Source organism: Paenibacillus ferrarius, assembly GCF_002027705.1.
Taxonomy (GTDB): Bacteria; Bacillota; Bacilli; order Paenibacillales; family NBRC-103111; genus Paenibacillus_E; species Paenibacillus_E ferrarius.
In genome coordinates this window covers 1-16,345 of the sequence record NZ_MBTG01000042.1, presented here as the reverse complement: position 1 = coordinate 16,345, position 16,345 = coordinate 1, and the positions used below count along the sequence as shown (strand labels likewise).

Annotated in this window: 15 protein-coding genes, 1 rRNA gene and 1 other RNA gene; all 17 read left to right on the top strand. The window is 46.8% G+C overall.

Annotated elements, in window-relative coordinates; genetic code table 11:
- The first annotated feature begins 152 nt into the window (after positions 1–152).
- Complete coding sequence (gene rpoE, locus BC351_RS31825) at positions 153–728, top strand: DNA-directed RNA polymerase subunit delta (RefSeq protein WP_079418639.1); 576 nt, start codon at positions 153–155, stop codon at positions 726–728.
- 362 nt (positions 729–1,090) lie between these two features.
- Positions 1,091–2,692 carry a CTP synthase gene (locus BC351_RS31820; protein ID WP_079418637.1) on the top strand — a complete coding sequence of 534 codons (1,602 nt, stop codon included), beginning with the start codon at positions 1,091–1,093 and terminating at the stop codon, positions 2,690–2,692.
- 161 nt (positions 2,693–2,853) lie between these two features.
- On the top strand, positions 2,854–3,246 hold the full coding sequence (locus BC351_RS31815) for a response regulator (RefSeq protein WP_079418635.1): 393 nt from the start codon (positions 2,854–2,856) through the stop codon (positions 3,244–3,246).
- Positions 3,247–3,375: 129 nt separating this feature from the next.
- On the top strand, positions 3,376–4,230 hold the full coding sequence (fba, locus tag BC351_RS31810) for a class II fructose-1,6-bisphosphate aldolase (protein WP_079418633.1): 855 nt from the start codon (positions 3,376–3,378) through the stop codon (positions 4,228–4,230).
- A gap of 251 nt (positions 4,231–4,481) precedes the next feature.
- Complete coding sequence (locus BC351_RS31805) at positions 4,482–5,741, top strand: UDP-N-acetylglucosamine 1-carboxyvinyltransferase (RefSeq protein WP_079418694.1); 1,260 nt, start codon at positions 4,482–4,484, stop codon at positions 5,739–5,741.
- A 62-nt stretch (positions 5,742–5,803) separates the two neighbouring features.
- Positions 5,804–7,099 carry a transcription termination factor Rho gene (gene rho / locus BC351_RS31800; protein WP_079418631.1) on the top strand — a complete coding sequence of 432 codons (1,296 nt, stop codon included), beginning with the start codon at positions 5,804–5,806 and terminating at the stop codon, positions 7,097–7,099.
- A gap of 134 nt (positions 7,100–7,233) precedes the next feature.
- The gene (locus tag BC351_RS31795; RefSeq protein ID WP_079418629.1) at positions 7,234–8,508 is read left to right on the top strand and encodes a radical SAM family protein; all 1,275 of its coding nucleotides are present in this window, start codon (positions 7,234–7,236) and stop codon (positions 8,506–8,508) included.
- Positions 8,509–8,627: 119 nt separating this feature from the next.
- Positions 8,628–8,825, top strand: a complete 198-nt coding sequence (rpmE, locus tag BC351_RS31790) for a 50S ribosomal protein L31 (protein WP_056621960.1) — start codon at positions 8,628–8,630, stop codon at positions 8,823–8,825.
- A 91-nt stretch (positions 8,826–8,916) separates the two neighbouring features.
- Positions 8,917–9,330 (top strand): hypothetical protein, encoded by a 414-nt coding sequence (locus BC351_RS31785; protein WP_079418627.1) that lies wholly within the window; start codon positions 8,917–8,919, stop codon positions 9,328–9,330.
- Between the two features lie 56 nt (positions 9,331–9,386).
- Positions 9,387–9,650: signal recognition particle sRNA large type (ffs, locus tag BC351_RS31780), an RNA gene on the top strand.
- 172 nt (positions 9,651–9,822) lie between these two features.
- Positions 9,823–11,259, top strand: a complete 1,437-nt coding sequence (locus BC351_RS31775; RefSeq protein ID WP_079418625.1) for an ATP-binding protein — start codon at positions 9,823–9,825, stop codon at positions 11,257–11,259.
- 77 nt (positions 11,260–11,336) lie between these two features.
- A complete protein-coding gene (gene dnaX / locus BC351_RS31770; RefSeq protein WP_079418623.1) occupies positions 11,337–13,082 on the top strand; it encodes a DNA polymerase III subunit gamma/tau in 1,746 nt (581 codons plus the stop codon).
- Positions 13,083–13,102: 20 nt separating this feature from the next.
- Positions 13,103–13,414 carry a YbaB/EbfC family nucleoid-associated protein gene (locus tag BC351_RS31765; protein ID WP_079418621.1) on the top strand — a complete coding sequence of 104 codons (312 nt, stop codon included), beginning with the start codon at positions 13,103–13,105 and terminating at the stop codon, positions 13,412–13,414.
- Positions 13,415–13,456: 42 nt separating this feature from the next.
- Complete coding sequence (recR, locus tag BC351_RS31760) at positions 13,457–14,053, top strand: recombination mediator RecR (protein WP_079418619.1); 597 nt, start codon at positions 13,457–13,459, stop codon at positions 14,051–14,053.
- Between the two features lie 140 nt (positions 14,054–14,193).
- Complete coding sequence (locus BC351_RS31755; RefSeq protein WP_244209245.1) at positions 14,194–14,484, top strand: DUF2508 family protein; 291 nt, start codon at positions 14,194–14,196, stop codon at positions 14,482–14,484.
- Positions 14,485–14,487: 3 nt separating this feature from the next.
- Positions 14,488–14,757 carry a pro-sigmaK processing inhibitor BofA family protein gene (locus BC351_RS31750; RefSeq protein ID WP_244209244.1) on the top strand — a complete coding sequence of 90 codons (270 nt, stop codon included), beginning with the start codon at positions 14,488–14,490 and terminating at the stop codon, positions 14,755–14,757.
- A gap of 317 nt (positions 14,758–15,074) precedes the next feature.
- Positions 15,075–16,345, top strand: a 16S ribosomal RNA gene (locus BC351_RS31745); the annotation flags it as partial.

The window sequence follows — 16,345 nt, the reverse complement described above, 5'->3', positions numbered from 1 at the left end:
CTTTCTTTCCTCGGAAGGCTTGAATCGTCCATAGTTTTTGGGGATTCTAAGGGGTAGTTGCATTTTTAGAAAAAATAGGTTTTACTTAATGAAGATATTGGATAAGGTAGATAGAAGAAGCGAAGAAGACGATCGAAAGGGATGTGCCTTAGATGAGTAGCGAATACACACTCAAAATCACCACAGAGCAAGCACGCGAAATGCCCATGGTGGATTTGGCGTTTGAATTACTGAAGTCGGCGAATACGCCGTTTTATTACCGTGACCTGATGGCGGAAATTGCAAAAATAAAAGGGTTGTCTGAGCAGAATGTCATGCAAGTGATTGCCCAACTATATACGGAGATCAACATCGATGGACGTTTTGCTTGCGTAGGTACGAACCTATGGGGCTTGAAGCGTTGGTATCCTGTCGAGAAATCGGATGATGCGGTTGGTAACGCGAAGCGTCCTAGAATCATCAACGATGAAGACGACGATCTGGATGAAGACATCTACGCGGAAGAAGAAGATACATACGCAGAGGAAGACGAGTACGATACATTTGGTACCGAAACCGAAGAGGAAGAAGCGGAAGAGGATACTGAATTCTTCGAAGACGAAGAAATCGAAGAGGATCTTGGCGAAGCGGGTATCGAAGAGAGCGACGAGGATGACGATTTGGACGAGGATTCCGAAGGCGAAGATGAGGACGACGATCTGGACGACGAGGATGAAGACGACAAATAACTTGTCTTGACAGCCCCTAGCTGTTCAGAGTAAACTATTGCATGGGCTTTAAAAGAATCTTAACAATTTGCGCTAGCATTCAAAAAGTGCCCCGTCACTACGGGTGTCACTTTTTTTGTTTTTTTTGGTGTTTTTTCACCATATTTTCATGAAAACCATCATTTAGTAGACACTAAATAAGGGTTGAAACAACGAGAGCGAAAGCTTACGCCGTAAGCGTTTTGCATACAAAAGGAAATTCATTTTTACAAATTCTGGTGTAAGGTAAGCTTCAAGCTTACGAGGCAAGTTTTTTATACCAAAAAACCAAGTTATGCTCACGATGCCAGTTTTCTGGCTAAAACTTTAAGGAGGCGTACATAGTGACAAAATACATTTTCGTTACGGGAGGCGTAGTTTCTTCCCTTGGCAAAGGAATTACAGCAGCTTCCTTGGGAAGATTGCTTAAGAACAGAGGTCTAAAAGTTACGATTCAGAAGTTCGACCCTTACATCAACATTGACCCAGGAACCATGAGTCCTTACCAGCATGGCGAAGTATTCGTAACCGACGATGGGGCAGAAACGGATTTGGATTTAGGTCATTATGAGCGTTTTATTGATATTAATCTTTCCAAAAGCTCCAATGTAACTTCCGGTAAAGTGTACTCTTCCGTTATTACCAAAGAGCGCAGAGGCGAATATTTGGGCGGTACGGTACAAGTCATCCCTCATATTACGAACGAAATCAAAGATCGCGTTATTCGTGCTGGCCGTGAAGCTGGGTCCGATGTTGTTATTACGGAAATTGGCGGTACGGTAGGCGATATCGAGAGCTTGCCGTTCTTGGAAGCAATTCGTCAAATGAAAAATGATATCGGCCGCGAGAATGTCATGTATATTCACGTTACGCTGATTCCTTATATTAAAGCGGCTGGTGAAGTGAAAACCAAACCAACCCAGCATAGTGTCAAAGAACTGCGCGGATTAGGCATTCAACCGCACGTGATTGTTTGTCGTACCGAGCATCCTTTAACCGAAGACATGAAGCGCAAATTAGCTTTGTTCTGTGATATTGATCCAACGGCAGTTATCGAGTGCAGAGATGCTGAAACGCTGTATGAAGTACCGATGATGCTTCGTGAGCAAGGCATGGACGACTATGTCGTTAATCACCTGAAGCTCAAAACGAACGAGCCGAACATGACAGAGTGGGAAAGTCTGGTTCGCAAAGTCAAATCATTAACCAAAAAGACAGAAATTGCTATCGTTGGGAAATACGTTGCGCTGCATGACGCTTACCTCAGTATTGTGGAAGCTCTAGGCCATGCAGGCATTGATAACGATTCCGAAATTGATATCCGTTGGGTAAATGCTGAAGATATTTTCGATCATAACGTACATTCCCTGCTTTCCGGCGTACAAGGCATTCTTGTACCGGGCGGATTCGGCGATCGCGGTATTGAAGGCAAAGTTTCCGCTATTCGTTATGCCCGTGAGAAAGAAATTCCGTTCTTTGGTATTTGCTTGGGCATGCAGGTGGCTGTTATTGAATATGCACGTTCTGTTTCAGGTTTGGACGGTGCGAACAGCTCCGAGATTAACCCTACAACGGCTTATCCTGTTATTGATTTGCTGCCGGAGCAGAAGGATATTGAGAATTTAGGCGGAACGATGCGTCTGGGTCTATACCCGTGCAAAATTGTTCCAGGCTCCCTTGCTGAGCAATGCTACAACGATGAGCTTGTGTACGAGAGACATCGTCACCGGTATGAATTTAACAATGAATACCGCGAAATGATCGAATCCGCAGGCTTGCGTATTTCCGGTACATCCCCAGATGGCCGATTGGTGGAGATGGTGGAGCTTCCGGGTCACCCGTGGTTCCTGGCGGTGCAATTCCATCCGGAATTCACTTCGCGTCCGAACCGTCCGCAGCCGCTTTTCCGTGAATTCGTGAAAGCTGCTCAATTGATTTCCCGTTAATTCGGCTAATTGCGCCACACCTCCTGTAAAACAACTTTTTTGTAAAAGTTTTCAATTTACCCTCTTTTTCAGAAGGAAAACGAAAATGAATAGCGAATACCTTACGTTACAATCGGTAGATGTTGGGAATCGTTATTCGTTTTCGGGAGGGAATTAGGCTTATGAAGAAAAAAGTATTGATTGTCGATGATCAAAATGGAATTCGCGTATTGCTCATGGAAGTATTCAGCAACGAAGGATACGACACCTATCAAGCCTCGAACGGTAAACTGGCTCTGGAAATCGTCAAAAATTCTTCGCCTGATCTGTTGCTATTGGATATGAAAATTCCTGGCATGGACGGTTTGGATATTCTGAAACACGTGAAAGCCATCGATGCTTCGATCAAAGTGATCATGATGACAGCTTATGGTGAACTTGATATGATCAAAGAAGCAACTGATCTGGGCGCCATCATGCATTTCACGAAGCCATTTGATATTGATGAATTGCGAATGGCGGTTAATATGCAGCTTAATAATGAATCAAGCAGCGGTTTTGCCGTAGGATCCTAGTCATAGGGTCTTTTTTTGTGCGTGAAATCGGGGGCTTGGTTATCATTTGAAAATTTATGTGCTATAATAACTCAGGTATGACAAAGAGCGGTATACGCAACTACTACAGGTTCTAGGAGGAAGAGAAACATGGCATTGGTTTCAATGAATGAGTTTTTACCTAAAGCAAAAGCGAACAAATTCGCGGTGGGTCAATTTAACATGAACAACCTTGAATTTGCTCAAGCGATTGTGGAAGCAGCAATCGAACTTAAGTCCCCGTTCATTTATGGTGTTAGCGAAGGCGCACTGAAATATATGGGTATCGAATTTACAGTAGCTATTGCGGAAGCAGCAGCGAAAAAATCCGGTTTGCCGATTGCTTTGCACTTAGATCATGGTAGTTCCTTTGAAGTAGCAATGAAATGTATCCGTGCAGGATTCAGCTCCGTTATGTTTGACGGTTCCCACTATTCTTTCGAAGAAAACATTCGTTTGACGAAAGAAGTTGTTAAAGCTGCTCGTGCAATGGGCGTATCCGTTGAGGGTGAGCTTGGAACAATCGGTGGTGTTGAGGATGACATCTCGGTAGACGAAGAGCACGCTAACCTTGCAAAACCAGAAGAAGCAATCCGTTTCTACGAAGAAACAGGTGTTGACTGTCTGGCTATCGCTGTAGGTACTGCACATGGCATGTACGCAGGCGAGCCTAACATTCACTTTGACATTATCGAAGCTGTTTCCAAAGCGATTCCAGTTCCGGTTGTATTGCATGGCGGATCCGGCGTACCTGACGAAATGATTCGTAAATCCATCGCAGCTGGCGTTGGCAAAATCAACGTAAACACAGAGAACCAAGTGGCATGCACAGAAAGCATCCGCACAGCTCTGAACAAAGATGCTAAAATTTATGATCCTCGTAAATATCTCACCCCAGCTCGCAATGCTATGATCGAAGTCGTAAAATCCAAAATTCAATTGTTCGGAAGCAGCAACCAAGCTTAATTCCAATTGTATAGATAGGATAGGAAATGCAGTGAGACGCATACGGAAGACAGGTTAATAAATGTCGAACGTATGCGTTCTTACGAGCGTTTCCTTCTTCTATTTTTGTCTTATGTTCTCTCTTAGAATATTAGTAGTTTATTTGTCATGGCACTTTTTTATTTTTTTGGTAAATTTGGTTTGGGAATTTCAGGCGTTTGGGACATTTGATTGGCTTTGGTTAGGCACCTGGATTTAGGGGGAGAAACATGTTGGAGAAATTAATGGTGGTCGGGGGACGTCCACTACGGGGAACCGTTCAAATCAGCGGAGCTAAGAATAGTGCAGTCGCACTCATTCCAGCGGCCATTCTTGCGGAAACATCAGTAACTTTGGATAATCTGCCTCATCTGAGCGATGTGGCTATATATACAGAAATTTTAACGGATTTAGGCGCTACTATTGACTGGAACGAAGATCGCATGACCATTGATCCGAGTCGGATGAAATCGCTGCCGATGCCCAATGGCAAGGTGAAGAAGCTTAGAGCCTCCTATTATTTGATGGGAGCACTGCTTGGTAGATTCGGAGAGGCGACGATTGGTTTGCCAGGCGGCTGTAACTTTGAACCTCGTCCGATTGATCTGCATATTAAAGGATTCGAAGCTTTGGGAGCCGAGGTTAGCAATGAGAACGGCGCACTAAAGATACGGGCCAAGGAACTCCGCGGCGCGAAGATTTACTTAGACATGGCAAGTGTTGGAGCAACCATCAATATTATGCTGGCAGCCTCACGAGCTAAAGGTGTTACCATTATTGAAAATGCGGCGAAAGAGCCTGAAATCATAGATGTTGCTACGCTTTTGAACTCCATGGGCGCGAGAATCAAGGGCGCTGGGACAGAGACCATTCGGATCGAAGGGGTAACCGAGATGCATGGCTGCCGCCACTCGATTATTCCGGATCGCATCCAGGCCGGTACTTACATGATTGCTGCTGCAGCAACGCGCGGGGATGTTACCGTGGATAATGTGATTCCGAAACATATGGAGGCCTTGACGGCCAAGCTGCAGGAAATGGGTGTACATATCTACGAAATGGATGAATCCATTCGTGTTGTGGGTCAGCCTGAATACGAAAGCGTTGATGTGAAAGCGTTGATTTACCCTGGCTTTGCGACAGATCTACAATCTCCAATGGCAAGCCTTCTCTGTCAGGCTAGAGGCGTGAGCATATTGACGGATCACGTGTATAGCAACCGGTTTAAGCACATCCCTGAGCTGGTGCGCATGGGTGCCAAGATGAAAGTAGAAGGACGTTCCGCTATTATCGAAGGTTCACAGCTTAGCTCGGCTAAAGTAAGAGCTACGGATTTACGGGCTGGAGCCTCGCTTGTGCTTGCAGGCCTGAGTGTTAGAACAGGTGGTATTACCGAGGTGTCTGGCGTCGAATTTATTGACCGCGGGTATGAGAACTTAGTTTTCAATCTATCCTCACTGGGCGCTGAGGTTTGGCGCGAGAGCGAGGAATAAAGTTCCAAACAACAGGCAATGCTAGAATCCAATTGAAAATTTAATAGTTTGGTGGTTGAAATATGAGCATGCAGCTTGCTGAGCTTGAAGTACTCAAGCTTACTGAATTATATAAACTAGCTAAGAAACATCAGATCCCATATTACGGTACGCTGAAGAAAAAAGAACTCATTTTTGCAATTTTACGTGCACAAGCTGCTGAAAGTGGTCTAATGTTCATGCAAGGTGTCCTTGAAATCCTTCAAGAGGGCTTCGGCTTCTTGCGTCCAATTAATTACCTTCCAAGCTCTGAGGATATTTATATCTCGGCATCCCAAATCCGCAAATTTGATTTGCGTTCCGGGGATATCGTTTCTGGAAAATGCCGTCCTCCTAAAGAGAATGAGCGTTATTTCGGACTTCTTCAGGTCGAAGCGGTGAATGGCGAGAAACCGGAGACAGCTGCGGAGCGACTTCATTTCCCAGCATTGACACCTCTTTATCCAGACACACGAATCACACTCGAAACTGAGCCTAATAAGATTTCCATGCGTATTATGGACTTGCTTGCCCCTGTTGGACTAGGTCAACGCGGCTTGATTGTGGCTCCGCCCAAAGCTGGGAAAACGTTGCTGTTGAAAGAAATCGCGAACAGCATTTCCACGAATTATCCCGAAATCGAACTGTTCGTTCTGCTCATTGATGAGCGTCCGGAGGAAGTTACGGATATGCAGCGTTCTGTCAAAGGGGAAGTTGTTGCTTCTACCTTCGACGAGCTTCCGGAGAATCATATCAAGGTGGCTGAACTCGTAATGGAACGCGCTATGCGTTTAGTTGAACATAAGAAAGATGTTGTCATTCTGCTGGACAGCATTACTCGTCTGGCGAGGGCTTACAACCTCGTGGTTCCGCCGACTGGCCGGACCTTATCTGGGGGTATTGATCCAGCAGCGTTCCATCGTCCGAAGCGTTTCTTCGGTGCAGCCCGTAACATTGAAGAGGGCGGCAGCTTAACTATCCTCGCTACGGCGCTTGTAGAAACAGGCTCCCGTATGGATGATGTGATCTACGAGGAGTTCAAGGGTACAGGGAATCTGGAGCTTCATTTGGATCGTAAAATGGCTGAGCGCCGCATTTTCCCTGCGATCGACATTCGCAGATCCGGTACGCGTCGCGAAGAGGCGCTGCTCGGCAAGGACGAGCTCGAGAAGGTATGGGCGCTTCGCAAAGGCATGAACGATTCGCATGAATATACAGAGCAATTCATCAAAAAGCTCGCCGACACGAAAACGAATCAGGAATTCTTGGATTCCCTGGCATCCCCTTCAGCCGGCAACACGACGAATAACAAAAGTAAAGTAAAGAACTCTGCATCCTAAGCTTTCACAACATACCTATCTGACAGAATCTATATGGCTCTGCCACACAACTTGCATCAACTTTGACAAACGCAGTCGTCCTTCCCGGACGACTTAAGTCGTTTATCCTTGACGCACAAAGAGGAGTACCTGTTATGAATTTAGTTTATTCCGACTCACAAGGAAACGTCTTCGACCATCCCGACTTCTTGGCGCTTGGCCGAAACGCAGAAATGATCACTGAAATCTTAGATGACGAGTTGATTCCTCTTCCAGAGGGTTCGACGCTCGTCAGCCTTCCTTTTACGCGTCCGGTCGGTATCGACGCGGCGACTGGCGATATGAAGCTGGTTGAAGGCGATTATCATGCGGTTGGGGCTTTGCTTCCGCAAGGCTTTACTCGGCTGCTGCTTCCGGGTTATGTCAAATCAGACAAAACCAAGGCACTGCCCTTGTTCGGCTATACGGCAGTCGTGTGGAAAGAAGATGGCTTCTATGTCGCCGCTCGTTTAACGGATAACCCGTATTATTGGAATCCGATTCACTGTGACCCGACGGAGCTTGAGGTCGAGGTTAAACGGCTGGTCGCCAAGTATCCGGAGAACCGCTTATATGCACATTTGTCCAACTGTGCGCTTGGCTATGAGTGTCTGACCGCTTCGAATACGTTCCTCCAGCGCTGGGAAGGGGCTGTTCCGGTCTCCTATTCCTGCAATGCAGGCTGTTTCGGCTGTATTTCCGAACAACCCGATGAGAGTGGGTTCGTGGCCCCGCAGACGCGTATGAACTTCAAGCCTAAGGTGGAAGAGATCACGCAGATTATGCTGGAGCATCTTCGTACACCGGAGAGTATCATTTCTTTCGGACAGGGCTGTGAAGGCGAGCCCAGTACACAAGCTGTGATTATCATTGAAGCTATCAAGCAAGTGCGTGAGCAAACGAAGATGGGCTATATCAATATTAATACCAATGCAGGACTCACGGATCACATCCGCGGCATTGTAGACGCCGGACTTGATCTTATGCGGGTCAGCACCATTAGCGCGTTAGATGACCATTACAACGCGTATTATAAGCCGCGGGCCTATACGCTCAAAAATGTAGAGAAGTCCCTTCGCTACGCCACGGATAAAGGGGTGATCACCTCGATTAACTATCTCGTTTTCCCAGGAGTAACCGATCGGGAAGAAGAGATCGAGGCGATGATCGAATTCGTGCGAAGAACGGGATTGAAATTGATTCAATTGCGCAACCTGAATATTGACCCCGAAAGCTATCTTGGGATTATTCCCAAGGCACGAGGCGAGCTGCTGGGAATGAAGCAAATGATCGAAATTTTCCAAGAGGAATTGCCAGATGTCATCTTGGGCTCTTACTCCCATACACCGAAGTTTTATACGAGTGACCGGACGGCCTCAATGGTGCTATAAGGAAGGGATTTTCTTTCGTTTTCTCATTGCATTAATGCCTCTGATTATGCTAAAATGCAAAGGTACGTCCATTAACTCTGTTTCAGCAAATGATTCAGGGCGGAAAGAGGTGACCCAACATGAAAGCAGGTATTCATCCTACTTATCATGCAACCACAGTGACTTGCGCTTGTGGTAATGTGTTCGAAACGGGATCAATCAAGCCAAATCTGCGTGTTGAGATTTGCTCCAATTGCCATCCTTTCTACACTGGTAAACAAAAGTTTATCGATGTAGGCGGCCGTGTCGACAAGTTCAAAAAGAAATACGGAATCTAATTGGCATCAATTGCTTTGCTGCCAATCAGCATAAGACAACCTCCCTTGGTCATCCTAAGCTTAGGCTTAGAATCCAATGGGAGGTGTTTTTATGTTTAGGGATATGCTTAGGTTTGCGGGAGCGATCCTGCTCATGATGAGCTTAGCTGGCTGCGGGATTAGCTCGGGCAACAAGAATCCCCCGCAGACGGACGATGCACAGTATAAAGCGCAGCATTACAAGCAGGACGGCATGCTGGGGATAACGAGCGTCAATCCCAATGATCCGCTGAATCCGACCTATCATCACTATGAGGATGATGCCAATTTAATGAAAGCGGTGCTTGCTCAACTGCAAGGCATTGAGAAGTCCAATATTTCGATTAATGGACCCAAAGCCAAGGTGAAAATTACGCCAAAAGCTTCTTTGACGCCTGCCCAAGTGGATGAACTTCGTTCACAGGCCCAAATGGCGCTAAATACGAACATGCCGCGCTACAAAGTTACAGTGAAAATGACTCGATAAAAGACAGATTTTACCCTCTGTTGCTATTTGCATTTGAATCAGCTATACTATTTTTACCGTGCTAGATGGGGAGGTAGCGGTGCCCTGTAACTCGCAATCCGCTGTAGCGAGGTTGAATTCCTGTTAGCGGTACTGTGATGTGAGGTCTGGCTTTTACACGTGGTGTTGAGAGTCGGGTCCTTCGCAATGGATGCTCATGAACCCGGTCAGGTCTGGAAGGAAGCAGCCGTAAGTGAGATGTTTCATGTGCCGAAGGGTTGCCTAATTTGAGCTAACGATAAGAGTACGCTTGTATCCCTTTATCAATAACAGGTGCACGGTTTTATACCTAACTTCATGAATGAACCATCAAACGCCCTTGAACAGGGCGTTTTTCTTTTGGTCTTAGAAGGAAAAAAATTGCTTTGCAGAGAATTTATATACCATCGGATTGTTCATGTAAACGGGATACCTTGCTGCCATTTGAATAGAGAAAGTGAAGGAGCTGCTGATATGTCCATTCATGATCCTCAAGATTACTCGGTTTCCATCGAAGAAATGCGCAAGATTTTCAACCTGAATGTGCATGTAGGTATGCTCATTGTTGATGAGGATGAGAACATTACGTTAGCAACCGATCAAATTTTGAAAAACTCCGGCTATTCAGCAGAAGAGATAACCCAAACCACGTTCCCTCAACTTTTCAAAGTGAGGGCTACTTTGCGTGAGTTATATGAATTTTATTTTAGCAGCGAGATGAGCTTGATGGAATGGCCCCACGGTATTCTTCTCAGCAAATGCGGAGAGACTTACTTTTATCAATTTTCAATAGCGAAGCTTAAATATGGCCCGAAGGTGATGTATCTGCTGACGATGCGCGATCGTGAGGAGGGGCCCCAGTTAAATTTGCTGCAGCGTTTTTCGGACGCGTTTTTGAAGGATATCAATTTAGGCGTTTTGTTGATTAGTATGGATTTTACTCTGGCAGATGTCAGTGATCGGGCAACACAGATTCTAGGTATGGATCGTGAGCATATCTTGAATAAATCGCTGGATGAGATTTTTGCAACCGTGCCGAGCCAGCACAAGCTTGTGCAAAGAACGGTTCTCCACGGCGCTGTGGTGCGCAACCATGCGGTCTCCTGGACGAATAATATGGAGCGTTTTGAACTATTGCTGGATTCCAACGTATTGAAAGACAGTCAAGGCAACATTGTCGGTGCTTATGTTATTTTCAAAGATGTCACCAATATGCGGTCATTGGAAGAAATGGTGCAAAGAAGCGACAGATTGGCTATGATCGGACAAATTGCTGCCGGCACGGCACACGAGATTCGCAATCCACTGACGTCCATCAAGGGATTCCTGCAAGTGCTGCGCCGCACATTCGAACTGCAAGGGATGAATAAAGAGCAGAGCTATACCGAAGTTATGTTGGAAGAAATCAATCGAATCAATGAGCTTGTTAACGAATTCCTGCTGCTCAGCAAGCCGAAACATGTCTCTTATGAGCGCATAGATGTGACGGAAGTACTCCGAGGGATTTTGCCGATCATCAATAATGAAGCTATTCTCTACAGCGTTCATCTCCAATATGAAGCATCCTCCCACCTGCCTGAAGTGATTGCTGATCGAGAGCTTCTTAAGCAAGTATTCTTGAACATTTGTAAAAATGGGATAGAAGCCATGTCGGATGGAGGGATGTTAACGATTTCGGAGAAGGTAGACATAGTGGACCGGAACGTCTGTATTGATATCCATGACACAGGCTCAGGCATCCCGATGTTCGTTATTGATAAAATCTTCGATCCGTTCTTCACGACCAAGGATACCGGTACAGGGTTAGGCCTTTCGGTCTGCCAACGAATTATTCACGATATGGGCGGGACGATCCGGGTATCCTCCAAAGGTTTCGGGACGACGTTCACGATATCCATCCCCTATGCTTGATCCTCTATTTCATCCCTAGGTGGGTTATAGTATAATGGATTCAGTCATTCCATACAGGGATATTGGAGAGGAACACTATGGCACATATTGCTCTGTATCGAACGTGGAGGTCTCAGACGTTTCGTGATGTTGTCGGTCAGAAGCATATCACGCAGACGCTGCAGAATTCTTTGCGAGAGAATCGTCTTACCCACGCTTATTTGTTTAATGGTCCCCGGGGAACAGGGAAAACCAGTACAGCCAAAATTTTGGCCAAAGCAGTGAACTGCTTGCATGGACCTGCCGAAGAACCGTGCAATGCCTGCTCGGCCTGTGAAAGAATCACCGAAGGCGCCGTGATGGACGTTGTCGAAATCGATGCGGCCTCGAATCGCGGTGTGGAAGAAATCAGGGATATTCGGGATAAAGTGAAGTATGCCCCTACAGAAGTTAGACAAAAGGTCTATATCATAGATGAAGTACACATGCTCACGACCGAAGCGTTTAATGCCCTGCTCAAGACGTTGGAAGAGCCTCCGGCTCATGTTATGTTCATCTTGGCGACTACGGAACCGCATAAGATTCCCGCTACAATCATTTCGCGGTGTCAGCGTTTTGACTTTCGCCGTGTTTCGATGGATGATCAAGTGATGCGGCTCAAGTATATTTGTGAGCAAGAGCAGATAGCCATTAACGAAGAAGCTCTCCACTATATCGCGAGATTATCCGATGGTGGGATGCGGGATGCCCTCAGCCTATTGGACCAAGCGACCTCATTTGCCACAGGCGAAGTGCAGCTCGCGGATATTCTGTCCATTACTGGCGGTGTTGCTTCGGATCAATTCAAGAAACTCGTGCTTTTCATCAAAGAGAAGAACCTTGGCGCCGCGCTGGAGCTTATCGATACTTTCATGCAAGAAGGCAAAAGTGCTGACAAATGTATTGAAAATTTGATTAATTACTTCCGCGATTTGCTGATGGTTCGCATGGTGCCGAATTCGCCCGTAATTACGGAACGCGTGTTTGATATGGGCGAGCTGCGTGAAATTGCCAGTCACTTCTCAGCCGGCGAAATGATGGCCATGATCGAGACGCTTAATCACTATCAAAGCGAAATGAAGTACTCGGTACAGCCGCAGACCCTGCTTGAAATTTCAATTATGAAAATGTGCGGCGGTCATAGCGGAGCCGAAAGCGGCTCATCAGCAGGTCTATCGGAAGTTGGAAGTCGCGCGCCGCAAGGTGATCTTTTGGTGCAAATGACCAAAAAGCTGCAACAACTTGAAGATCAGGTAGCTGGACTGGTAAAATCGGGAGTAGCGGGTGCCTCTGCGGATGCACAAGCGAAACCGGCGGCCTCGGCCAAAGTGCCAGTGGCCTCAGCGCCATCGAAGAAATCCGGCATCAAGCTGGATGGCTACTTGAAAGCTGCGGAGGGCACGGAGACTAAGTCTGCTTTGATGAAGTGGAGCCAAGTGTTAGGTGATGTCAAAGAAAAGAAAATTACGGTTCATGCTTGGTTCGTAAATGGGGATCTCGTATCCATGCTGGATGATGTCGTTTTGGTTGCTTTCAAAAATGACATGCACCGCAACACGACCGAGAAACCCGAAAACAAAGTCATCATTGAGCAGGTCCTCGCTGCCGTATTCGGCAAGCCGATGCGCTTGCTCACCATCATGCGCAAAGAGTGGGACGATGCGCGAAATGAAGCCATCAGCTCAGCTCCGGAAGTGATGGAGTTGGAATCGCAAGATGTGAATGGCGCACCAGTGAAGGAAGAATGGATTTCCGAAGCAATCCAGTTGTTCGGCGAGAATCTAGTGACGATTAAAGAAGACTAAATATAAGGGAGCTACCTGCGATGAATAACATGAACCAAATGATGAAGCAAGTGAAGAAAATGCAAGAACAAATGATGAAAGCACAAGAAGAGCTAGGCACAAAAATGATCGAAGGTACAGCTGGCGGCGGTGTCGTCACGGTGATGATCAACGGTCACAAGAAAGTTCAAAGTATTATCATCAAGCCAGAGGCAGTAGACCCGGAAGATGTTGAAATGCTGCAAGATCTAGTTCTTACAGCTGTAAACGACGCAATGACCAAAGCCGAAGAGATCGCAAACAAAGATATGGGCAAATTTACAGGCGGCATGAACATCCCTGGCTTGTTCTAAGACATCAAGAGCAACGATTCTGATCAATGAAGGAGAACTCCTTTGTATTACCCCGAACCGATATCCAAGTTAATTGATGCTTTCTCCCGCCTGCCGGGAGTTGGCCCTAAGACTGCGGGGCGCCTTGCGTTTCATGTTCTTCGTATGAAAGAAGAAGACGTGATTGATTTCGCGAAGGCCCTCGTCAATGTCAAAAGGAACCTTCACTATTGTTCAGTCTGCTGCAACATCACTGACGTTGATCCATGCCGCATCTGTCAAGACAAAAGCAGGGATGGATCGGTCATTTGTGTGGTGCAGGAGCCTAAGGACTTGGTCGCATTGGAACGGACCAAAGAATTCGAAGGATACTATCACGTGCTTCATGGGGCAATCTCGCCAATGGAGGGAATCGGACCGGATCAGATTCATATCGCCGAATTGCTCAAGCGATTGGGTGATGAAACGGTGCAAGAATTGATTTTGGCTACGAATCCTAATATTGAAGGCGAAGCGACGGCCATGTATTTGTCCAGGTTGATCAAGCCTTTCGGACTTAAAGTGACGCGTATTGCGCATGGATTACCTGTAGGCGGAGATTTGGAATATGCGGATGAAGTGACGCTGACCAAAGCCATGGAAGGCCGCCGAGAAATATAAGCAAGTCAACTGTACGAGAAGAGGGAGCTGCCGAGCTCTCTTTTTTTTATGCCATAAACGAACATTGCATGGTTCTAAAGGCTCCATTCCCTCCATATGGATAAGGATAGATCACCCCGCTTATGGGAGGAATGGAGGTAATGCAGATGAGACCAGCCTTATTAGGGAAGTATGGTTTAAAAAGTCCTCAGGCGAAGCAGGCAAGAGAAGAACAAATAAAGGACAAGCAGATGCTGATTCAAGAAATCCGGGATGCTCATCAGACATGGGTTGCCGCACAAGCTCACTTTGAATTTGCCTTGGACAAGGATCAGATCGACTATGCCATCTATGCGATGGAAGCTGCTGAGAAAAGATTTGAAATGCTTATTAGGCAAGCCAAAAAGCTAGGCGTCAGTCTGATCGACAGTGATCGCTTAATGGAGGTGTAGAACGTGTATCTCAAATATGTGGTGTGGGGGTTGCTTCTTTTCTCATCATTGATGCTGGTGTTGGTTGTATTTCGCAATCGCAGCGTAGGCAGGGCTCTGTCAGCTCTTGGTTTGAACATTGTAGTGGCTGCGTTCCTCTTATATGCGCTTAATTTACTTAGTGCTTATACACAGTTTGAAATTCCCATTAATACAGCAACCTTAGGAACGGTTACGGTTCTTGGCATACCAGGGGTATTGCTGCTTGCTGGACTAAAATTGACTTTGCTCTAGTGGAATTAAAAACGTGTGAATTCGTTGTTGACTCTCTTAACCTATCTGTGGTATCTTATAAAAGTTGCCGCTGAGACATGCGGGGATAAAGAAGCAGCTTAAGAAAAACAAGTTGCATTCGAATAATTAGTGTGGTATATTGATCTTCCGGCTTTCGAAAGAGAGCGGGTTGAACAAGAGACATTGATCTTTGAAAACTGAACAACGAGTGAGTAAGCACGAACGAGCAATCGTTCAAAAAAAGAGATTGTAAAATCTCGCTAGCAAGTCAATTGAGCATTTCAGCTTTCAGATATACGGACGAGCAATCGTCCGCTACTATGGAGAGTTTGATCCTGGCTCAGGACGAACGCTGGCGGCGTGCCTAATACATGCAAGTCGAGCGGAGTATTTCCTTCGGGGAATGCTTAGCGGCGGACGGGTGAGTAACACGTAGGTAACCTGCCTATCAGATCGGGATAACTATCGGAAACGATAGCTAAGACCGGATAACTGGTTTTCTCGCATGAGAGAATTATGAAACACGGAGCAATCTGTGGCTGNTAGATGGGCCTGCGGCGCATTAGCTAGTTGGTGGGGTAACGGCTCACCAAGGCGACGATGCGTAGCCGACCTGAGAGGGTGAACGGCCACACTGGGACTGAGACACGGCCCAGACTCCTACGGGAGGCAGCAGTAGGGAATCTTCCGCAATGGACGCAAGTCTGACGGAGCAACGCCGCGTGAGTGATGAAGGTTTTCGGATCGTAAAGCTCTGTTGCCCTAGACGAACAGCATGAGGAGTAACTGCCTTGTGTGTGACGGTATAGGAGAAGAAAGCCCCGGCTAACTACGTGCCAGCAGCCGCGGTAATACGTAGGGGGCAAGCGTTGTCCGGAATTATTGGGCGTAAAGCGCGCGCAGGCGGTTAATTAAGTTGGGTGTTTAAGCCCGGGGCTCAACCCCGGTTCGCATCCAAAACTGGTTGACTTGAGTGTAGGAGAGGAAAGTGGAATTCCACGTGTAGCGGTGAAATGCGTAGAGATGTGGAGGAACACCAGTGGCGAAGGCGACTTTCTGGCCTATAACTGACGCTGAGGCGCGAAAGCGTGGGGAGCAAACAGGATTAGATACCCTGGTAGTCCACGCCGTAAACGATGCATACTAGGTGTCGGGGATTCGATTTCTCGGTGCCGAAGTTAACACAGTAAGTATGCCGCCTGGGGAGTACGCTCGCAAGAGTGAAACTCAAAGGAATTGACGGGGACCCGCACAAGCAGTGGAGTATGTGGTTTAATTCGAAGCAACGCGAAGAACCTTACCAGGTCTTGACATCCCAATGTAACGCCTAGAGATAGGCGCCCTCTTCGGAGCATTGGAGACAGGTGGTGCATGGTTGTCGTCAGCTCGTGTCGTGAGATGTTGGGTTAAGTCCCGCAACGAGCGCAACCCTTGATCTTAGTTGCCAGCACTTCGGGTGGGCACTCTAAGATGACTGCCGGTGACAAACCGGAGGAAGGTGGGGATGACGTCAAATCATCATGCCCCTTATGACCTGGGCTACACACGTACTACAATGGTCGGTACAACGGGAAGCGAAGCCGCGAGG